This is a genomic window from Chryseobacterium sp. MMO-72 (assembly GCF_037146035.1).
GTDB classification, from domain to species: domain Bacteria; phylum Bacteroidota; class Bacteroidia; order Flavobacteriales; family Weeksellaceae; genus Chryseobacterium; species Chryseobacterium indicum.
This window is the reverse complement of sequence record NZ_JBBCWG010000003.1, coordinates 292,109-313,456: the sequence shown is the minus strand read 5'-3', so window position 1 is coordinate 313,456 and position 21,348 is coordinate 292,109. Positions and strand designations below refer to the sequence as shown.

General features: G+C 35.3%; 22 protein-coding genes. 5 read left to right on the top strand and 17 right to left on the bottom strand.

Going from position 1 to position 21,348, the window contains the following annotated elements; genetic code table 11:
* Positions 1 to 64: 64 nt before the first annotated feature.
* Together WFH39_RS06670 and WFH39_RS06665 are read right to left on the bottom strand one after the other, a co-directional pair.
* Complete coding sequence (locus WFH39_RS06670) at positions 65 to 241, bottom strand: bacteriocin-like protein (RefSeq protein ID WP_336689268.1); 177 nt, start codon at positions 239 to 241, stop codon at positions 65 to 67.
* 170 nt (positions 242 to 411) lie between these two features.
* Entirely contained in the window at positions 412 to 1,014 is a 603-nt protein-coding gene (locus tag WFH39_RS06665) for a hypothetical protein (protein WP_336689267.1), read from the bottom strand.
* Positions 1,015 to 1,171: 157 nt separating this feature from the next.
* Here WFH39_RS06665 and WFH39_RS06660 point away from each other — a divergent pair, with 157 nt between their 5' ends.
* The gene (locus WFH39_RS06660) at positions 1,172 to 1,930 is read left to right on the top strand and encodes a type III pantothenate kinase (RefSeq protein WP_336689265.1); all 759 of its coding nucleotides are present in this window, start codon (positions 1,172 to 1,174) and stop codon (positions 1,928 to 1,930) included.
* A 316-nt stretch (positions 1,931 to 2,246) separates the two neighbouring features.
* Here WFH39_RS06660 and WFH39_RS06655 read toward each other — a convergent pair whose 3' ends face one another.
* The 13 genes from WFH39_RS06655 to WFH39_RS06595 all read right to left on the bottom strand — a co-directional run bounded on the left by WFH39_RS06655 (position 2,247) and on the right by WFH39_RS06595 (position 13,826).
* Complete coding sequence (locus WFH39_RS06655) at positions 2,247 to 2,678, bottom strand: nucleoside deaminase (RefSeq protein ID WP_336689263.1); 432 nt, start codon at positions 2,676 to 2,678, stop codon at positions 2,247 to 2,249.
* Entirely contained in the window at positions 2,679 to 3,308 is a 630-nt protein-coding gene (locus tag WFH39_RS06650; protein WP_336689262.1) for an energy transducer TonB, read from the bottom strand.
* A gap of 54 nt (positions 3,309 to 3,362) precedes the next feature.
* Complete coding sequence (locus tag WFH39_RS06645) at positions 3,363 to 4,283, bottom strand: helix-turn-helix transcriptional regulator (RefSeq protein WP_214588064.1); 921 nt, start codon at positions 4,281 to 4,283, stop codon at positions 3,363 to 3,365.
* A 122-nt stretch (positions 4,284 to 4,405) separates the two neighbouring features.
* Entirely contained in the window at positions 4,406 to 5,035 is a 630-nt protein-coding gene (locus WFH39_RS06640) for a leucine-rich repeat domain-containing protein (protein WP_336689261.1), read from the bottom strand.
* A 166-nt stretch (positions 5,036 to 5,201) separates the two neighbouring features.
* Entirely contained in the window at positions 5,202 to 5,375 is a 174-nt protein-coding gene (locus WFH39_RS06635; protein ID WP_336689259.1) for a hypothetical protein, read from the bottom strand.
* Positions 5,376 to 5,615: 240 nt separating this feature from the next.
* A complete protein-coding gene (locus WFH39_RS06630) occupies positions 5,616 to 6,170 on the bottom strand; it encodes a hypothetical protein (RefSeq protein ID WP_336689258.1) in 555 nt (184 codons plus the stop codon).
* Between the two features lie 3 nt (positions 6,171 to 6,173).
* A complete protein-coding gene (locus WFH39_RS06625) occupies positions 6,174 to 6,863 on the bottom strand; it encodes a hypothetical protein (protein ID WP_336689257.1) in 690 nt (229 codons plus the stop codon).
* 68 nt (positions 6,864 to 6,931) lie between these two features.
* A complete protein-coding gene (locus WFH39_RS06620) occupies positions 6,932 to 7,534 on the bottom strand; it encodes a DUF2589 domain-containing protein (RefSeq protein ID WP_336689256.1) in 603 nt (200 codons plus the stop codon).
* Between the two features lie 590 nt (positions 7,535 to 8,124).
* A complete protein-coding gene (locus tag WFH39_RS06615) occupies positions 8,125 to 9,162 on the bottom strand; it encodes a patatin-like phospholipase family protein (RefSeq protein WP_214588076.1) in 1,038 nt (345 codons plus the stop codon).
* Between the two features lie 188 nt (positions 9,163 to 9,350).
* Complete coding sequence (locus WFH39_RS06610) at positions 9,351 to 9,851, bottom strand: M15 family metallopeptidase (protein ID WP_235132504.1); 501 nt, start codon at positions 9,849 to 9,851, stop codon at positions 9,351 to 9,353.
* A gap of 746 nt (positions 9,852 to 10,597) precedes the next feature.
* The gene (locus WFH39_RS06605) at positions 10,598 to 11,887 is read right to left on the bottom strand and encodes a hypothetical protein (protein WP_336689254.1); all 1,290 of its coding nucleotides are present in this window, start codon (positions 11,885 to 11,887) and stop codon (positions 10,598 to 10,600) included.
* Between the two features lie 81 nt (positions 11,888 to 11,968).
* On the bottom strand, positions 11,969 to 13,255 hold the full coding sequence (locus WFH39_RS06600) for a hypothetical protein (RefSeq protein ID WP_336689253.1): 1,287 nt from the start codon (positions 13,253 to 13,255) through the stop codon (positions 11,969 to 11,971).
* Positions 13,256 to 13,265: 10 nt separating this feature from the next.
* Positions 13,266 to 13,826, bottom strand: coding sequence for a hypothetical protein (locus WFH39_RS06595; RefSeq protein WP_336689252.1), 561 nt, complete (start codon positions 13,824 to 13,826; stop codon positions 13,266 to 13,268).
* A gap of 622 nt (positions 13,827 to 14,448) precedes the next feature.
* Between WFH39_RS06595 and WFH39_RS06590 the strand changes: the two genes are divergently transcribed.
* Entirely contained in the window at positions 14,449 to 15,480 is a 1,032-nt protein-coding gene (locus WFH39_RS06590) for a sensor histidine kinase (protein WP_336689251.1), read from the top strand.
* Here the strand turns inward: WFH39_RS06590 and WFH39_RS06585 are convergent.
* Positions 15,469 to 16,092 (bottom strand): response regulator transcription factor, encoded by a 624-nt coding sequence (locus WFH39_RS06585; protein WP_336689250.1) that lies wholly within the window; start codon positions 16,090 to 16,092, stop codon positions 15,469 to 15,471. The two genes, WFH39_RS06590 and WFH39_RS06585, sit on opposite strands and share 12 nt — an antisense overlap.
* Positions 16,093 to 16,728: 636 nt before the next feature.
* On the opposite strand from WFH39_RS06585, the gene WFH39_RS06580 reads away from it, so the two are divergent.
* From WFH39_RS06580 to WFH39_RS06570, 3 genes are read left to right on the top strand one after another with little or no spacing between them, the layout of a single operon-like run.
* Complete coding sequence (locus WFH39_RS06580) at positions 16,729 to 17,976, top strand: hypothetical protein (RefSeq protein WP_336689249.1); 1,248 nt, start codon at positions 16,729 to 16,731, stop codon at positions 17,974 to 17,976.
* Positions 17,977 to 17,986: 10 nt separating this feature from the next.
* Positions 17,987 to 19,129 (top strand): hypothetical protein, encoded by a 1,143-nt coding sequence (locus WFH39_RS06575; protein ID WP_336689248.1) that lies wholly within the window; start codon positions 17,987 to 17,989, stop codon positions 19,127 to 19,129.
* A gap of 5 nt (positions 19,130 to 19,134) precedes the next feature.
* Positions 19,135 to 20,256, top strand: a complete 1,122-nt coding sequence (locus tag WFH39_RS06570; protein WP_336689247.1) for a hypothetical protein — start codon at positions 19,135 to 19,137, stop codon at positions 20,254 to 20,256.
* Between the two features lie 101 nt (positions 20,257 to 20,357).
* On the opposite strand, the gene WFH39_RS06565 is transcribed toward WFH39_RS06570, so the two are convergent.
* The gene (locus WFH39_RS06565; RefSeq protein ID WP_336689246.1) at positions 20,358 to 21,128 is read right to left on the bottom strand and encodes an XRE family transcriptional regulator; all 771 of its coding nucleotides are present in this window, start codon (positions 21,126 to 21,128) and stop codon (positions 20,358 to 20,360) included.
* Positions 21,129 to 21,348: the final 220 nt, after the last annotated feature.

Below are 21,348 nucleotides of genomic sequence, written 5' to 3'. Positions count from 1 at the left end.
TTAGATAATAAAAGGCGAGGCTGTTCTTTTGAGACAGCCTCGCTTTTTTATTTAAATTAAAAAATTATATAAGACAATATCTTTTTACGGAAGTTGGGCATCCCGGAATTGATGTATAAGTTAAATCTGGTCCTGGATTTAATTGGCATCCCATAGCATACATGTTATCTGAACATTCTTTCGTATAACCACCTTTTACCGTTTTAAGGCTTTCTCTTGAAAGTTTTTTTAAATTTTTCATAATTACTAATTTGTTTTAATTTCCTACTCTAATTAAGCTTTTCGGACTCCGCTTTAAATTTGTCCTAAATTAGTGAATTTTATAAATAAACCAAGAATTAATTTTCTATCATGTAAATTTTTTAGAAAATGGACTTTGAACGATTAATAACCTAGCAATAAAGAAGGGTATTACTGAATCCCGAACTGCTTTACCATCCAATGATTGGAATGGTTCTTAATCAAATCGTTTTTAAGGGCATCATCATTGGTATTGAGATAACTATAAACTTTTAAAGGAACAGAATCTGGATATTCTTTTAATCCCTGAATAACTGCAGCTTTGGCTTCTTCTTTTTTATCGCCACTGTCGAATGATTCGTATTTATAGATATAAATGATGGCTGGGATTTTTCCATAGATTTTTTTTGTTTCTTCTTCCAGCAAGCTCATCGTTTCGATCTGAAATTCAGGGTTTGATTTTTTCCCGACAGCACCAGTCTGGCTGATGTGCTGCTGATACATCAAAAAAAGCAAAAGAATATGAATATTTTTAGTATCGGGATTAGAAATCAGAGTCTGAATTTTTCCTATAGTTTCGTCCGTCATTTCATCATTTTCCGCCTGCAAAGTTTTATTGTAAAACTCATCCAGAATATTATACACTGTTTTGTCGGTTCCATCAGTTTTGGATTCTTTTTTAAGCTTTTCAAAGACTTCCTTTGCAGCAGCGGCAGTCTGAGAGAAGCTGTTTATTCCCCAAAGAAATAAAAATAGAAGGATCAGTTTTTTCATGAAAATTAAGTTGAAGTGATTTTTAGGTCTAAATATAAATAATTGTTTTTTAAGTATAACAAAACTTATCCCGAAGATCGACTGTGTTTTTATTAAAATCATTAAATTTAGTGCCTTAAAATTAAACGGAGATTTCCATCTTTTTGAAAATAAATAAATGAAGTCAATTGTAATAAACATAGGAAACAGCAACATCAGATTCGGGCTTTTTAACGAAGATAACTGCGAGATTTCCTGGGTAATTAATACAAAACCTTACCGAACGACAGATGAGCTGTATGCGCAAATGCTGATGCTGTATCAGACTTATAAAATTGAACCTGAAGAAATTGGTAAAGTCATTATCGGTTCCGTTGTACCTCAGCTTACAAAAGTGATGAGTGCGGCGATAAAAAAAATTCATGATATTCATCCCGTAATTGTAGACAGAAATACACCTTCCGGAGTTCAGGCAAAATCTAAACAGATGGGAACGGATATTTATGCAAACCTTGTTGCTGCTCATAATATGTATCCTGACAGGAAAAAAATTGTTCTGGATTTCGGAACGGCACTTACAGCGAGCTGTGTTGCGGAAAGTGGGGAAACTTTAGGGGTAATTATTGCTCCGGGAATTGTTACCGCTCTTAATTCTCTGATCAGCCAGACCGCTCAGCTTCCGGAAATAGAGCTGCTAAAGCCAAAAACAGTTTTGGGATTAGATACCGTAACCTGTATGCAGAGCGGAATGGTGTATGGATTTCTGGGAATGGTGGAAGGGTTTATCGACAGGATAAACGATGAAGTGAATGATGATTGTTTTGTGGTAGCTACAGGAGGAGTTTCTCACGTTTACAAGCCTTTAACAGATAAAATTCACGTGATGGACAGATTGCATACTTTGAAAGGGTTATACTTTTTGGGAAAAGACAAATAAAAAAAGCCAGCCTACAGAGAAGCTGGTTTAATTTTACAGAGTACAAGATACGCAATCTTGTCCAGGAATAGGATAGATCCAACCTCCACAACAATCAGGCACAGGCTGAAGTCTGCATCCTAGCTTCCTTACCCCGTTTTCATCGATATAAAAACATTGACCTGGGGCTATCCCTCCGTTGATTTTTGCTGTCTCTTTTCTTGATAATTTTCTCATATTGATTATTTAATTTTAGTTCGTGTCAAATATAATTAATATTTCAATATAAAGTGATTTTAAAGAAAAATTATTTAAAGTTTATCAATTAATACTGATATCATCTTTTAGATTTAAAGAATTCTTTCACAATTAAAGAACAGTCATGTTCTAAAACACCTGTGATGATTTTTGTTTTTGGATGAAGTGAAAGATGTTTGTTGATGAATCCTCGATGCTCGTCTCGCGCTCCGATCACGACTTTTGAAATTTGTGACCAAGACAATGCCCCTGAACACATTACGCAAGGTTCCATTGTAACATACATCCTGCAGTCTTTTAAGTATTTTCCGCCCAGAAAATTGGCTGCAGAAGTTATGGCCTGCATCTCTGCGTGAGCCGTTACATCATTTAATGTTTCGGTAAGGTTATGGGCTCTTGCAATCACCCGATTGTTTGAAACGATAATGCATCCGATGGGGACTTCATCTTTTTCCAGTGCAATTTCGGCTTCATGAAGAGCCATTTTCATGAAATATTCGTCGGTAAACATTTATTGCTCAATATTCATGGTGAGTGGGAGCCGGAAACGGTATCTTACCGGACCGCCGTTAATGATAGCCGGAGAAAACTTCTGAGAAACAGAATACAGAGCAATTTCTGCCTGTCTGTTAAAGGTAAAATTATCTCCTTCTGCCTGAACGTTACTTATACTTCCGTCTTTTTCTACGATAAATGCAACATTTGCCTTTACGGTTTTTACATCAGAATATACACCCCCGAGATAAAAAAGGTTGGCAACTTCTTTCCGAAGTTCATTAATTCCTCCCGGATAATCTGCCATCTTATCGATAACAACAGAAGGAATAGGAGGAGTTTCAGCGGACGGAGTTTTCAATAATTTTAGTTTATTAAGATCTTCTAGATTTTTTGTCTTTAATAAAGCTCCTGTAAGCGCAACATTCTCTATGCTGTCCATTTTCTGCATAAAAAGCATATAGTCGACCTTTATGGAAGCCTTATGATAATTGTCTGTCTCGGCATCAAATTTTTTCTTAAACTCTTTGCCGAGCATGGAACGGTGCTGGTTGTAATAATTTTTAATAAGCTTAAATTCCTCAGTCTGTTGGGAAAAACAGAAAGAAAAACCGCAGCAAAAAAGAAAAACAAAAAAAGATTTCACTTTGATATATTTATGTAAATGTAATCAAAAAAATGGATCAATTTAATAAGTTTTTTAGCTTTCGAGATACCTGTTTAAGGATTCCTGCAGATGTTTGCGGATATCGTCAACTAAAACTTTAGGTTCCAGTACCTGAACTTCTTTTCCGAAGGAGAGAATTTCCTGCAAAAAATCGTAAGTAGGATGCAGGAAAAACTCAAAAAATATTTCTTCCGGTGTTTCTTTGGTTTCTTTCTGAGACTGATGAAGCGGAAAACTTCTGATGTATTCTCCCTGATGTCTGCTGCATTTTAAGGCAATTTTCTGTGGATTCTGTTCTGTAAGATTCATCACTCCGAAAGCATTTTTAAAATGTTCTCTGAAATTGTATTTGTATTTCTCTCTGAAAGTATTTTTAGAAACATCCAGATAATTAATTCTGTCTAATCCGAAAGATTTCAGCATTTTATCTTTTGTATCGATAGCGATAAGATACCATCTTCCTTTGGATTCTTTTAAAGCCAGCGGATGGACTTTTCTTGAAGTCATCAGTTTATTTTTGTAGTTGTAATGCTCAAAAGAAACAATTCTTTTATTACGGATGGCAAAGAAAAGGTCATAAAAATGCTCAACCCCAGTTGGTTTTCTGCTTTCAAAAAAGATAAGATTTGAAAAATCAGGATGAAGGTTCAGGGCGTTGCTTACCTGAAAAGACTCCAGTAATTTTTGATTGTATTCATCCACTTCCATAATCGGGCGGCTCTCGATATAATACCGATTATCGCCTTTCTTTTTGTTATGAATAGAAAGATTGAAAAGATCTGAAATTTCCCGGATATCTCTTTGCAGTGTACGGATGGAGTAGCTTTTAATCCCCGCATCCTGAAATTCGAAGGAATTAAGAAGATATTCTTCCAATTGAGAATAAGTAGCCGGAGAACCTTCCAGTCTTTTAATAATTAGGGCGTATCTTGTGAGATAAAAATCTTTTTTCATTGTTAAAAGTTTCTACCACAAATATATGAGGTTAAAGCGACAAAACTTGTCGTATTTTAATTTTTTAAAGATTATTTTTTAGAATTGATATAGCTTTTGGTGCTTTTGTTATTCTCACATAATTATTGTCGATATGTAATTACTGCTGTTGCAGGAATTCCGGCGGCGCTAAGATCTAAACCGGCAGGTGCAGATACGGTTTCTAGTGAAGGAATGAGAAAAGCATCTTGTCCTACTGATTGTACAGTGGCTGGAATATATAAGTCTTTAACTTTTGCTTTTGAACTACTAAATGCATATCCCTCAATTTTTATTAATCCTTCATTCAAGATAATTTGCTCTAAAATACCTGATCCCCTTTGATTTCCCTGATTGGAAAAAGCATAAGATCCGATAGATTTAAGAGAGGAAGGAGTTTTAATGATTTGGATATTTTGACCATTAAATGCGTTTTGTCCTATCTCTTCTAAGCCCTCGTTAAAAATAACTTTGGCTATCTGATAATTAAATCCTTCATATAGGTATGCCGATATTAAAATCTTTTTTACATTTAAAGGTATTGTTAACTCTATTCCAGGACCGATGAAATTATCTTCATCAAAAAGCGGAATCACTTTTTCAAATGTTTCAACAGAATCCTGTGGTATTTTTTCTTCCTTATGCCAATACGAATCCATCCATTCCCAGAACTGATTTTGTGTAGGATAATCTCCCTTTTCAAAGTAGAGTTTTAGTTTTTCTTTTGTTGTCATAATATATGTATTTTTTTTGTTTATTGATTTATATAGATGTTTTGATAATTATTTTTAAGCAAGTTCCGGCTGTTCAGCATTTTAAGAATATTGAATTTAGAAAAACGAAACAGAAATGGTGGTATAAGAGACTGCTGAACAGCAGCAGGACTTGATATGTTTAAATTTAATTGATATATATATTTTTGAATGTCATCTTTTTTAAAACTCCGTCGGAAGACGTTTCAATGTCATTAAGATAATTGTCGTAATCTGTTTCTGCATTTTCAATATCGCTCCATTCAATAGTGTAGCGGTTTCTGTCGAAAATAATGTCTGAGTAATGATGTTGTGTTTTCATTTTGTTTTGGTGTTTGGCATTAAAAAATTGAATACATTTTGAGCTGTTCAGCATAGATACGTTGAGTGAGAATTTATTTTTTTAAATGATACTTTGTGTTTTGTTTTATACTTCAAATGTAGACATGGTGAACGTCAAAACTTGACGTATTTTTTTAATATTTAAAAATTTATTTCCTGATGAAAAAAATAACCCAAATGTTGAGTTATTTTCTACAATAGATAATGCGCAAAAATAGTGTCACATAAATTCCGTTATTTCGATCTCATCGCCAACAACCATGATGATGTCTGTTTCAGACAGTATAGATTTTAATTTGATGGCTCCTACGCTAAGTTCATTATCCATAAGTATGGTCTGCCATACACTATTAACAAATACTTCAAAAGAAACCTGAGGGTTGTAATGTATTGTTCCCCTTTGTTTTAGAAGTGTAAGCAGCTGTTTTATAAGTTCACGACAGTCGTCTATTTTCTTTTCAAAAGGCATTAATACCGTTAATACCGTACTTTGCAGATCATACAGAATATCTGAAGCTGCTTTAATTTGTTTTTTTTTAATATTGCCTCCTCTTTCGTTACCTATTCTTGCAGCGAGAATTTTTGCTCTGAAACCTGCCAGTTCGGAAACAGCACTAATGTTATAAGAAGAAAAGATATCTTCAGCAGATTTCAGCCAGACCAATAGCGAGTCGATAAAATAAGGATCTTTTTTTTCCAGTTTCGAAACAATAGAAGGAAACTGGAGCAATTTCTCTTTCAGTTGTTTGATCAAAATAAATTGTGATTTTTTCATATTTTATTCAGGAATTAATGTTTCGACTATGTTACCGTCAATATCTTCATGTCTGGACCATTCCATTCCGGATTCGGTGACACTCATTTTCGCTATAATGATACATTTGGGATCCAAATCCATCAGTTTACTTGCTTCTACAATTACCTCGTTGGAGTTATCAGGTGTATTCTGTAATGCTTTTTCGGCTTCTGTAAGAATACGTCGATGTACTTTTTCAATCAAACTATCTTTTGATGAGGCTTCCAAGGAGAAATTAGAAAGTGAATAGCAGAATTCTACAACATAATTAGAAATGTCTTTAAAAAACTTTATCTCATTTGGAGTGAGAAAAGTAATATTTTGTCGTTTTAAACTTATAATAACTTTGTCATATTCATTCTGCTTATCCATAAGATTCACTTTGAGTTCTTTATCATTTTTTACATCGGAAGCATCATAATCTGTTTTAGCATTTTTAGTAATTTCTTCATATGTAAAATCAGAGAAAGATAAGGCGGGTGATGCTGCTGCTTTTGCAAAAGGAACCGTAAGTTCTACAGTTCCTACCTTCATTCTTGGAACTGAGAAATGCTTTAGTAAATTATCTTGAGCATATTCTTGAGCAATTTCTAATGTTTGTATATCTGCCATTTTTCTGGCTGCGGTAATTTCTGATACAATTCCACCTAAATATTCTTTTAATGTCGGCATAATAAGTTAGTTTTTAGTATTAAAAAATGAAGTAAAAAGATGGCTGCCAAAGCAGCCACCCTGAAATTTTAACCTCCCGTAGCAGGTGTTGCTGTGTTTACAGCTGTAATTGAATCTTCCAGCATATCAAGAATTCTAGAAAGACCAGAAGGCAGTTCATCATTCACTGCTTTAACATGTACTCCTAAAGTATACGTTTTTTCAGTTGTAGAGGTACTAGATGTATTTTTCTTGTAAGATGCTGTTGCATTGAGTTTTACTTTCCAGAATTTTGCACTGATAGAAGCGTTTCCTGAGAATTCGCTAGATACATTTTTTGTTTCTACTGAATTCAATTTGGCATTAAAATCGATAGTCATTTCTTCAATTCTAATTGCCGGTAGCGTAAGCATTGTTAAAAATGGAACTTTTAATGTGACCTGAGAATTTTCTGTTACTCCGGTTTCTGAATTAGGCGCAGACTTTGTATAGGAGAAATCTACATATCGCAACTGAGAGGGTACTGCGGGAGTACTTCCTGTAGCGGGAACTGCAGGGGTAAAGCCTACTTCTTTAATGAAATTAACCTGGGAAATCGAAGCGTCGTGTTGTGCTTTTACTGCAGCCTGCAAAGGACCACCAATGTAAACACTAAAATCTAAACTGTTTAATTCTTGTACTAAATTTGCCATAATTTGTGAATGGTTTTAAAATGTTAATAATAATTGAAATATAGTTAGTGCTAGCAAACTAATCTTATTTTGAACATAATCTTATCCTATCCAGTGAGAAAACTGAATGATTCTTTGTAGAAAAAAAGCCGGATAGATTAAAGAGAAAGAATTCTGAAGATCATCCTTTCAGAACTGAAAGTATAATTATTAATATTCTTTTTGTATTAAAATTTTCATCGTTGTAAGTTTTTAGATTATTGTTTTTAATTTCTGAGGTAAAGATATTTACCCAAAGCGTCAAAACTCGACGTATTTTTAATTATTTTCTTAAAAATTAAAAATTTTCTGAAATATATTTTCTGATGAATACGAAAAACAGAATAGTAAAAACAAAGGCAGCTATTACCGAACATAATACATTTTCAATCGGCATATATGGATGTCCATCTTTTGTGACCGAAGGATTGAAGTAGTCTAACAAAAAATAAAAAATAAAACAGCCTGCAATGAAAGATAGGATATTGAGAATAATAAATGTGAATATTGTTTTCATGATTATTTAAATATAATTAAAAAAGCTTATATCGATGTTTTATAATGTATATAGCTTATATTTTGTTTTTAATGAGTTTTTGAACAATCTGATTTAAGATTTCTCTGTTATCATCAATATAGCTTAATCCGGCTTGTATCAGATTTTCAATATTAGATCTTTTTACATTATCCATTGCGGGAGAAGCATTTTTTAAAGAAGGATTAAGTCTGTAATAATTTTTCTGATTTCTCAGTCCTAAAGTCTGGAACATCTGACAAAGCTGATAGTCTACTGTTTCTGCGTTGGCAGACATCAAAATATCGATTATTGGATTTACCCAGCCTATTTTTCCGGATTTTTCCAGTTTTTTAAAAGAATATGATCTCGCTTCGATTCCCGTTCCGATAGAAATAACAATCATATCATTTACGCTTGGATGATTGGCTTTCTGATGATTTTTCAGAACTTCCGCAAACGGAATTTTTCTTGCTTCTGCGTACGCGCACAAAGCCGGATTATTAGCAAACATTCCACCATCAATTAAGCTGAAAATTTGCCCGTACATCGATTTTATCTGAACCGGGCTGAAATACGTCGGAGCTGCAGAAGTTGCTCTGCACACGTCTTTTACATAAAAATTATCTGTACTTAAACTGGCTTTCCACGAATTGAAAAGTTTTGCTCTTCGGTTTTCTATATCGTAACTGGTTATTAAACAAGGTTTTATTAGCTCTTTTAATTCTAAATTTCCAAAAAAATCATTCAGGTTTTTTTCAAGTGCTTCCTGAGAAATTTTTTCGTTCAGAAGTCCGAAAGGATTTACCAAACGTTCCCAAAAAGAAACCTGAAATATGTCACCACCTTTTTCAGCATATAATTCTAATCCTTTTTGGATAGAATATTTTGCTTTTCGGTGTTCATCGGGACAAAGAATAATCGAAGCAATCAGTCCGCCGGTGCTGCTTCCCGCAACAAAGTCGAAATAATCACCAAGTCTGGCACTTGGCTTGTCATGAATCTGAAGCTGCTCTTCTATGTAACGCAGAATAATACAGGTGATAATTCCTCTGATTCCGCCTCCGTCCAAAGAAAGAATGGTTGTTTTTTTCATATGATTTTTCTCTTTTTTGAAGAAACATTTAACAATTTTAGACAAGTAAAACCAATAGATTCAGGAGAAATAACTATTGGTTTTAGCTTGATATGATGATTGTCTTAGTGTTATCTTACTGAAGCAAAGATAGATCGGGGAAGCGACAAAACTTGACGTATTAAAAATAATTTTCAAATAAATGAGAATTAAAGTATAACGTAGTTTTCTTTATCTCTGGGCATTTTAGAAAGCGTTCTCCAGGATGATTTTACCAATCCTTTCTTTGTTACAATATTTTTCTTTTCGAAATGCGGAAGATCTTTAAAGGTTTTCCAGTTTCCGCCCCAGTCCCATCCATACTTTGCGAAAATTTTTACGCACTCGTACCAATCGGCAACCTGATCATTATCCCAGTCTTTGGCGGTATCCCAACTTGCCGTTGTTCCGTCAATTACCAGACAGATGTCTACAGCCAATCCGTAATTATGGATGCTTTGTCCTGCCTTTGCATTGGTTACTTTTTTTCCTGAAGTAATTCTTCCGATGGCATAAAGTTTTTCCTGTTCTTCAAAGCTCCTTAAACCTTGTGTAATTCGTACTTTTGCTCTGCCTGTTAATGCTTTGTCGCATTCATCGATTATCTTCTTTACTTCCTCTCTTACATAGGGGTGAAGTTTTTCAATTCTCTGTAAAGTTGCTTTATCCATTATCAAATATTTTTATGATTTTGAAATACAAAGATATACACTGACAGCGCCAAAACTTGACGTGTTTTTATGAATTTTGGTCTAAATGAATGTTAATAGGAGAACTTTTATTAACCGGAAGATTAACAAGCAAATCTGGATTTGTTTTGGAAAATGACAACAATAAAATTATGCTTAAAAAGAGTCAGCTGTATACTGAGAGTAGGCGGAAAATTGATGCATTATCACATTATATGATGTAATATTGAAGTTGCTTAAAAGATTTATATCTGAATAAATCATTTGATATGGGCGCGAATATTGTGTAAAAAATGAAAGTCTGGAATAGAATGAAATTCAGAAAGAATATAATTATGCAGAATGTTTTGAATCCAGATTTTATAACAGAATGTTTAAAGACTAATACCGAAAAAAGCTCTAAATTTTAATATAAAAAATGGAGTCAAATCACATTATAGGCTATTTCTATTTTGAGCTTGAAAAATAATTGTTTGCCTAAAAACTTAAACTATGTGTTAAAATTAAGCGTTAGGATTGCTGAAAGATACTCAGATTGTTTTATCTGCTTCTGAAATTCTTTATCTCATAAAAAAGTCTTCAGGATGATAAGAATATAAGATATGTTTTCAGGTTCCAAAAGAAACCGCAGATACATTTATTCTAAACATCCTGAAGACGGGGTGGTAGCATATAATAGTGAGAAACATTGTGTCTTACCATTATATTTATTGGCTGTTACCTCTGGATTATCTTAAAGGTAGTGCAGTAATACTTAAGTTATCATTAGCAGAACTACCTAAAGTAGCCGTAAAACCTGTTCCTCCTGTAGCATCTGTCAGCCTTCCCACCATTTGTACTGTATAAGTTCCCGGAATTAATGCCAAGGAGACATTGGGAGTCATGTTAAAAACTCCTGAAATTGCAAATGTAGTTCCACGAAACAATCCGCTGCTGGGACCATAAGGGGTGCTGGTTGCCAGTGTGGATCCCGCAGGAAGAGATGTAAATTGCCAATAAGAACGGTAAAGTTTAGAAACTGCAGTATCATTAGCCGGGGTTCCAGTCATACCACACCCTACACTGGCTTTAAAAGTAACCAAAGAAGGCTTCGTAAGGGTAAATGTAGCAGTGTATAGAGTGGTATTCACGCTTCCTCCTGCCGGAACTGTAATCGTGGCGGTAGTAGCCATGGCATCTGTACCATCTGCTCCTGCAACAATGTTTATATCATTGATATTTAAAGGTCTTCTCCACGCAGTACCATCATTTACATATTTTCCGGGATATACTTCCTGCCCCGTAGTGGACGTATTCGTAGCAGTATTATAAACTTCCATTCCCGCTACATGGGCAGAAAGCGGAGATGCGTTGTTGGTTGCGGATAATGTTACTCTTGGGAGCAGCAGTCCTTTGCTGGTAGAATTAACATCTAATGCTGCATTAGTGTTGGGTGCTGCTGTACCTATCCCCACTTCATGATTGGCTGCATCCACAGAAAATGTGGTGCCGTCTACTGAGAATCCATTGGTCGCTGTCGGGGTAAATGCCAGTGTATTAGCTCCCTGTGTTACGGTTCTGTTTGCAGTAAGGGTTCCGTTCGCAGTATAAAGATTAGAGACATTTACAGAAGTACTCGCGACTCCGTTTACTGTAGTTACCAAGCTGTTATTATTTCCCGTAAGTACTGTGGTGTTAGCTACGGTATTTACTGAGGGTGCAGTAGCAGCTGTTCCATTTACTGTACTTGTAATAGTATTGGTAGTATTAGTAAGGGTATTCGTGGTAATTGGCGTAATTGAAACTGTTGTCCAGCTGGGAGCCGTTCCGGCTCCGCCAGAGGTAAGAACCTGCCCTGCTGTTCCCGCACTTCCGGCTGTTGAGGCATTACCTCCTACATTAATTTCGTTTGTGACCTGCAGAGAACCATTAACATGGAGGTTTTTTTGAGGGGTGGTTGTATTCACGCCTACATTTCCTGTCTGTGCATATATGAATGTTCCGAGAACACAAGTATATGTTATAATTATCTTTTTCATTTCTTTAGATTTTTAGTAAGACATAGAAGTTACGGTTATCGTATTCTATTATTTATGGTAGATAACCCAAATTAGATACGATTATTTTATAGGTACCGCTGTTATGCTTACGTTATCATTGCTTCCGGCTCCAAAGTTTGCCGTAAAGCCGGTTCCTGATGTAGGTTCTGCCGCTCTTCCCGTTAATTGTACCGTATACGTTCCGGCAATGAGTCTCAGAGTTACACTAGGGGTAAGTTCAAAAATTCCTGATGTGGCATTTGTCGCTCCAAAATATAATGCACTACTTGGTCCGTATGGTGTTGCCGTTGCCAGTGTAGAGCCCGCCGGAAGCGATGTGAACTCCCAAAATGAACGATATAATTTAGATACTGTGGTATCGGTAGTATTGCTAAGCATTCTGAATGAAACACTTGCACTGAAAGTAACTAAAGAAGGTTTAGTAAGGGTAAATGTGTTGGTATAGATGGCTGTATTTACAGCTCCTGCTGCCGGAACCGTAATCGTTGATGTAGTGGCAATGGCGTCTGTGCCATCTGCTCCTGCAATAACATTAACATCACCGGAATTTAAAGTTCTTCCCCAGGTGGTTCCGTTATTTACATATTCCCCAGGGTATACTTCCTGTCCGGAAGTGGCAGTATTCGTAGCAGTGTTATAAACCTCCATTCCTGCTACATTCGCAGAAAGCGGAGACGCACTGTTAAGAGCTGATAATGTAAGTCTTGGGATTAATAACCCTTTTGTAGTAGAAGTAAGATCTAATACCGCATTGGTATTGGGTGCTGCTGTACCTATCCCCACTTCATGATTGGCCGCATCTACAGAAAATGTGGTGCCGTCTACTGAGAATCCATTCGTTGCTGTTGAGGTAAATGCGAGTGTATTAGCTCCCTGTGTTACCGTTCTGTTTGCAGTAAGAGTTCCGTTTGCAGTGTAAAGGTTAGGGACGTTTACAGAAGTACTCGCGACTCCGTTTACCGTAGTTACCAAGCTGTTGTTATTTCCTGTAAGTACGGTAGTGTTAGCTACAGTATTTACTGCGGGTGCAGTTGCAACTAATCCATTTACTGTGCTGGTAATAGTATTGGTAGTATTGGTAAGTGTGTTGGTTGTAGAACCGGCTCCAGGTACTGTTGCCCACGTGGGAGCTGTTCCGGCTCCGCCAGAGGTAAGAACCTGTCCTGCTGTACCGGCACTTCCTGCTGTAGAGGAATTGCCCCCTACATTTATTTCGTTTGTAACTTGTAGAGAACCGTTAACGTGTAAGGTTTTTTGAGGAGTAGTAGTATTTACTCCGATATTTCCTGTCTGTGCACTGATTGCAGAGGCAAAAAATAAAAATATAATGGTAGATGATATCTTCATTTTAGTAAAATTAAAATAGGTTGTATGCTTTATTTGAATATTCAAAATAGTCTGATGGCTCAAAATCAAAGCCATTGGATAATCGAACAGCAAATGGCGGAGCTCTTGAAGAGTTTTTACAAATTTTTAAACTCGAATTATAAAATTTGTAATGGTAAAACTTTTTATGAACTCCCCACAGTCTTCCCAAAAAAGGGGAAGATCCAAAATGGAAGATAATCTCTTTTTGAGTTTTATTGTCTACAGAAGCCAGAGAACTGCCTCCTTTATTTTTTATTGTGGAATTATTCTGGTCCTGATGAGGGGTGTAGTTACAATTACTTTTGGCGATGCATTGTCCGGAATCTTTTTTAGTGTTTTTTTTCTTGCTTATCAGCTTGTTTTTTCCGGATCTATTCTTAGTCGCTTTTTTTTCCGGATTAGTTGATTTGCTTATGGTTATTTCTTCTTCGTTCGTTTTTTCATAAATTACTGCATCCCCTGTTACAACAATTAGATCTTTATTATAAATGTAGGTCTGGGTTGTATTTGCTTCTGAATCATCAGATGTAGCAGCATTTACAAATTTCACTTGAGAAAATGAAAAAGATGAATTAATAATTAATAATAAAAGCACTACTTTTAATAAAAAGGCAGTGTTTTTAAAAAATATCTTATTAATTATCAATTTACACACGTAGTGAAGCTTTGTACAAAAATATGCTGTAATAAAAACAGATTGTGTAGAATAAATAAGTTTCTTTTTGTAGAACTATTTCTACAAAAAATAACCGTAAAATAAAAATAAAACGAAATAAATCTCTTTTCGTTATTATATTTTTTGAGGTATTAAAAACCGAAAATTTCTCCTGTTCTCAAGCTGTGCAGAACTTTCTTACCCTCTTATAATTCCCGTTTTGCTGAATTTTTCTTGACGGAAAATGGCAGGTTGAAAAAAAATAGTTTTTATAATAAGAGATTTATTTATTGTACGATTCCGATTATTCAGATTTCGTTAAACTTTTTTATACGGATAAAATAAAGAACTTATAAAAGCTTTGCGTGTAGAATTTTTTCTACTTCTTTTTGTAGAATTTTTTTATATATAGTTTCTGCAACTATTTTATATTTTTGTAGTAAATGATATGAAAAAATTTGCTGTTCTTTTTATCTTTTTCTTTTCCCTTTTTTTTTCTCAGCAGAAAAAAAAGAATTTGGAATGCTATATTTCAGATAATGGGCGGTCTTTCCAAAGAGAAATAAATAATATTCATAGAATAACGGATGTCTTTGATCCTTTTACCTTATTTGAAAATAACATATTTTTTGATGAAGCTCTAAATAATTTATTTGCAGATTTTCAGGATGGGAATCTAGATCCTTCTAAAAAACCTGAAATTTGGGAAACCGGGATCTTCAAAGTTGCTTTTTTTATACTTTTCATCTTAATGGTTTTCTTCCTTGTTAAGATAAGAAATTTTTATATTGAAAGAGAAAATGAAAAGCTAAGAATAGAAATAGAAAATCATACAAAAGATCTGGTCATTCTGCTGGATAAATTACAGAAATCCAAAGAAAGATTAAAGATAAAGCTGGAAAATCAGGAAAAACTAACCCGCCTTATCTGCCATGACATTAAGAGTCCTCTGAGGTTTATTAATTTAAACCTGAAAAGTCTGATTTCGACTACAGATGATATGGAGATTAAAGAATCATTAATTTCTACACAGGAGACCACAGAAGAGCTGTATCATTTTGTTTTAAACAGTCTGGATTATACCAAATTATTTTTAACGGATGATGAATACAGGGAAACGATCAATCTTAGGCAGCTTATCCATGAGAAAATCATGATTTTCCGTAATCTGGCTGCAAAGAAGAATATAGATATCATTAATAATGTAGACGAAAACATTATTCTCAATAATAACAAGGCTTTGCTGGAAATGCTTTTCCATAACCTCATAGATAATGCTGTTAAATATACTTCTATTGGTACGGTAACTATTTCTGCACATCAGAAAGAACAAAATATAATTGTTTCTATACAGGATACAGGAAATGGGATGAATCCTGAAAAACTTGGCAGAATAAACAATTATCAGAATACTGATGTATATATTTCTAAGGGTATTGGCTATAAAATTATTACAGAAATAGTTAAAAAAACAGGAGCCAAAATGAAACTCAAAAATAGATTGGGCGGCGGATTGGAAGTAAAAATATGGCTGATGTTATATAATTGAAAATATTTCGAACAGTTCTGCAATATTGCTTATTTCAAGCTTCTCGTATATTCTCTTTTTGTATGTGCTTATAGTGGATTTTTTCAGATTCATTGTTTTTGCTATACTGGAAGTAGAGTATCCCTTAATGATAAACTGGGATACTTCTAATTCTTTATCGGAAAGAAGGGATATCTGACTGCTGGTTTTTTTGTTTAAATAATCGTCTATTATTTTACTTTTGATATTTTCACTAATGTATCTTCCATTTTTAAAAAAGTAATCTAAGGCAAAAATAAGTTCTTCATCGCTGGATAGTTTGTTGATAAATCCATCGGCTCCCGCTTTTATAAATCTTGAGGCATATATTTCCTCATCCATTGCAGAAAAAATTGTAATCTTAGCATTGGGTAAAATGTGTTTCATCAATTCTACAGTTGTTGTAGATATATTTTGATCAGGAAAGCTAATATCCAGAAATATGAAATCTACAGCCGAAGTTTTAATAAGCTCTATAGCAGATTTAACGTCATCAGCATTAAAGATTTCAGCTTGTGCTATGATGCTTTTAATGACATACTTCATTCCCTGCCTTACAATACTGTGATCATCTACTAATAAAATTCTTTTCATTTGAGTTTTTTGTTTTTATACTCCAAACTCACTCAATGATAAGGGCTTATGTATATTTACGTATCTTTCATCAAAGGTGTAATTGGAAGTGTGTTTTTATCTGTCCGGTCGTAGTGTAAATTTAGCCAAAAAATCTTAAAGTCCTAAATTTTTATTATGGTTTATGATTTGAGGGTTAAAAATCTTTATTTATACGTCTGTTGTATTAAATATTCTTCAATGTCTGTGTTGGATTTCTTTTGAATGCTGATGCATAACTAAATAGCTTAGCTTATTCAAGGATATTCTGCTTTGTATAGATTGCTTTGGGACAACTTAATTTAATTGGGAAAGAAATATGTTTAACGCCTTAATTTATTTTAATCCTAAACAAACAGGCGCATCGCAGCTCCTTTATAATTTTTTCTCTTCTCTAAACTATTAAAATGTATAAGTTGGGATTTGTAAATAATTACGGCTTTAAATATTTTTTTACTGTAACGTTTTTATTATCAATATTAAAGAGTAGAGCTGTAAAAAGAATTTAAAGAGTTTAAAAAGAAAATTTTTGCTGAAAATTGATTTAACTTTTACAAAAATTCTTGTATATTTGTTTTCCGGGAAGAAGATCATTCCTGAAAAATAAAAAAACACTAAATGAAAAATAATTATCTAATAATTCAGGTATTATTACTGCTATGTAGTAGCGTATCATATTCTCAGGTAGGTATCAACACAACAACACCAAAAGCAACTTTAGAAATAGTAGGAAAAAATTCAGGAGGAGCTGTAGACCCTAAAGATGGGATCGTAATTCCTCGGGTAAATCAGGTTTCCAATGCATCCGGTACTACAAACAGCCAATTGGTTTATTTAACTGCAAATGACGGAAGTCTGGTTCCGGGATTTATATTCTGGGACGGCACAGCCTGGAAACAGTTAGGAGGAGCATCATTAACTTTATCAAATTTTTCGGCAGCATCACCGTTAACTTATAATAATTTAACGGGTGTATTCTCAATTTCTCAGGCAGGATCTTCGGCCAATGGCTATTTATCGTCTGCTGATTGGAATATCTTTAATAATAAGCAGAATGCTTTAACTTTCTCAACGGGGCTTACCAATACGGCTAATACAATTACATTAAATCCGGCTACAGCTTCTTCTATCGGAGGAGTAAAAGTAGGTAGCGGATTAAATGTAGCGCCAGACGGTACTATAAGTGTCCCTTCAAATGTAAGTAGCTTCAGTGCAGGAACTACAGGATTAACTCCTTCCACTTCAACTTCAGGAGCTGTTACTTTGGCCGGAACCTTAAAACCATCTAATGGAGGTACAGGAAATACATCTGTACCCGCTGTCGGCGCTGTTTTACAGGGAGACGGAACTGTTTACCAAACTCTTTTGCCCGGAACGGCAGGGCAGGTCCTAACATCAAACGGAACAGGAAATGCCTTAAGCTGGTCTACACCCTTTACTTCAAGTGTAGCAGAAATATATGATGCGGCAGGAACACAGACTTTTGCTACGGCAGCCGGATTTACAACGATGTTAATAACCACCGCCGGAGTTGTAGACAGTGGTTATAGTGCGGGTTCAGGGACAATTACGATTACCAGTGCAGGAAAGTACAGGGTAACTTATCGTATATCTGCATCCGTAACTACAAATTCTCAGGCTACCGGAGAATACAAACTTCAGGTAAACGGAACCGATGTTGCAGGAACTTCAGGCTTCACGTTCCATAGAAACAGTGCAGACCCAAGAGGTTCTGTAACAGTAACGAAAATACTGAGTCTTAATGCTAATGATATTTTAAGAGTGCAGGGAAAGGTTTGGAATACCACGAACAGAACTCTTCAGCTGGTTGCTAATGGTTCATCTTTAATTGTAGAAAAACTGTAATTCTTTAAAAATGAAAATTTTAAACTTAGGCAAAATATTTCTTATTATACTAAATTTCGCGGCTATTGATTCTTTTGCTCAGGAGACTATACCAACGGCAATAGGATTTGCAACAGCAGCCGAAGGGAATTTATATAAAGCAACAGATGATGGGCAGATTTATATAGGTCTGCGAAACGGAACTCTTAAATTAGTGGGAGGGAATATCGTTGTAGATAATGTGACACTTTCGGGAGCAGGTACGGCAGCGAATCCTCTTAAACTGGCTCAAAACGGAGCGGCCAACCAACAGGTGATGACTTGGGATTCTACCCTTAACAGCTGGAAGCCTGCAACGCCGGCAGCTGCATCTAACTGGCTTATTACAGGAAATGCCAATACAACTTCCAGTAATTTTCTGGGCACTACTAACGACGTAAAACTTCAGCTGGCATCAAACAACACCCCTATGCTGGAAGTAGGGCGAAGACAGACTTTAGGGCTGTATGATTCCAGCAGTACAGGTCTTTATCCCTATAATCAACCTGATGCATCGGTGATGTATGTTCGCGGAACAGGAGGGAATTCGGCGTTACAGTTTGAAGCAGGAGGTGCAAGTTTTTACAAGCCTGTTTTTTATACAGACAGTAACGGAAACTTCAGGCTGAGAGGTTCTTCTGCAGGAACCGATTTCTTTGAAATGGGAAGCAGCGGAGCATCCAATGCCGGAAGATTCGATTTTATCATCGGGGATGATGGAGATGAACCTTTTGTTTTTAATAAATACAATGGCGCTACAGCCACTACGGTTGAGTTAATGCGCTTATCAGGCAATGGTCTCAATACCAATGTAAGAGTAGGAATAAATACCGGTGCTTTAGCCAATTCCACATTACAGAACAACGGATCATTATCCACGTCAACAATTATAACCACAGCGGCTTTAACACTTACTGAAAGTCACTTTACAGTAATTATCGGAGGAAACCACGCCATCACCTTACCGGCTGCAAATACCTGTACAGGAAGGATGTATGTGATTAAAAATCCTACAACCAATACCCCGGCAATTTCTTCATACAGAAACTTGTCAGGAACTGCTGTAACTGCACTTACGGCAAACTCTATTTTATGGCTTCAGAGTGATGGAACTAACTGGCAACGTATAAATTAATAAAAATGAAAGGAATTTATTCTGCTGTTTTTATCATTTGTATCAATATCTTTTCTTTTGGACAGGAAAGCATAGCGTCCGCTTCTACTGTATCTAATGCAGCAGAAGGTAACCTGTACAAAGCAACTGATGATGGTCAGATCTATATAGGTTTAAGAAACGGTACCGTGAATGCATTAAGTCCGGTTTTTACCGCAGCCATATTTTCCGGTAACGGAACATCATCTAGCCCATATTCTCTGGGACAGATGGGAGCGACCAATGGTCAGGTTTTAAGCTGGAACAGTACGACAAATACGTGGGTGCCTTCCACAGATGCAGCCACTAACAATTGGTTCCTCACTGGTAATACGAATGCTTCGGCAAGCAGTTTGTTAGGTACAACGAATGATGTGCGTTTACAGCTGCGTTCCAACAATACCGAAATGCTAGAATTGGGAACAAGGCAGACTTTAGGGCTTACGGAAAGCTCAAAGCCCAGCCCTTATAACTCTACAACTGCATCTACTATGTATATGAGAGGAACATCAGGAAATTCGGCACTGCAATTTCAGGCAGATAACGCTGCCATCTATAAACCTGTTTTCTTTACAGACAGCAACGGTAACTTTAGAATGAGAGGATCTGCTGCTTCCAGCGATTTTTTTGAACTTGGAAGTAATGGATCATCAGAAAATGGACGATTTGATTTTCTGGTAGGAGACGACGGCGATGAACCTTACCTTTTTTATAAATACAACTATACCTCTCAGACCTATATAGAAATGCTTCGTCTGCAGGGTACAGGATTGGATAATACAGTCCGGGTGGGAATTAATATGGGAGGAAGCGTTCCTAATTCAACACTGCAGATTTCAGGATCCCTTTCTTTACCGATTGTTACTACTACCGCATCCTTAACATTAACCGAATTAAACTTCACTGTCATTTTGGGCGGAAATCATAATATAATTCTTCCTTCTGCAAGTTTATGTAACGGAAGAATGTACATCATTAAAAATCCGACTACGAATACCCCATCAATATCAGCTTATAATAATATTTCCGGAGGAAGTACTTCAACTATTGCTGCAAACTCTGTGCTTTGGTTGCAGAGTATTAATAATCAATGGGAACAGATTAATTAAAGCTTTTTAAAAAAATCATAGAATAAAGTCTGAATTTTAAAATCTATTGTAAATAATTACATTAAAAGTCTGGTATGGCTAAGAAGCTTTTACCCTGATTTTTAATTCTTCAATTTATCATTCACTTCTTTAATATCTCTTCTTAACTCCAGAAACATATCTTTTAAATTATAATTATCAAAATTATCAGGTTCAAAATCTTCCGGAAAAATTCCAGATGCATATTGCCAGATTTCAACAATTTCTCCCAAAGGAATATCATAAGGTTTGTAAAATGAATTGTCTGAAGCTACTGTTATTGCTTTTTTCTTTTTGGTTTTAAATCTTTTGTAAGAAATGCCGTCATTCAAAGTCACGAAAACATAACTTTTATTCGGTTTTAGATCTTCAATATTTTCAACATACTTCCCGATAATATAAGAGCCGTCTTTAAAAGGCGGCATTGAATCTCCTTCTGCCGGAAATGCCCTGTACTTTCCGCTAATTAAGAAAGGTAAAGAAATTCGCTGTAAACTTTCAATATATTCAGGATCACTGTAACCGGATAAATAACCCATCGATGCTTTTTGAGGGACAATTTCAATGCTGTTGTTTCCTAACTGATCCACCACAACCGGAAGAACAATTCTGTTATCCGGAAGTTTCAGTACATCTTCCAGCGGATATTTGCGGATATCTACTGTAAGAAGCAGATCGATACTGATATTGAAATACTTCGAAATTCTGATCAGCAGTTCATAAGGCGGCTCAGAACGTCCGTCTTCATATTTCGAATACCGGACACGACTCATTAATGTTTTGTCCGCAAGTTCCTGCTGTGATAAATTTTTCTGAGTCCTTAAAAACCTGATGTTATCTGAAAAAATTGACATTGATACAAATTGTATCTGTAAATATACTAAAAATGATACAAATAGTATCTAATCTTATTCTGTAGAATTAACAATTATGTATGCTTTGGCAGATTCCAATAATTTCTTTGTTTCCTGTTATCAAAAGTTAAATATTATCAATAGTTAAAAATATCTACTTATTTAATGGATTGATAATCAATATGAATTTTCATAATAATGTTTGGTGTGTATGAACTAG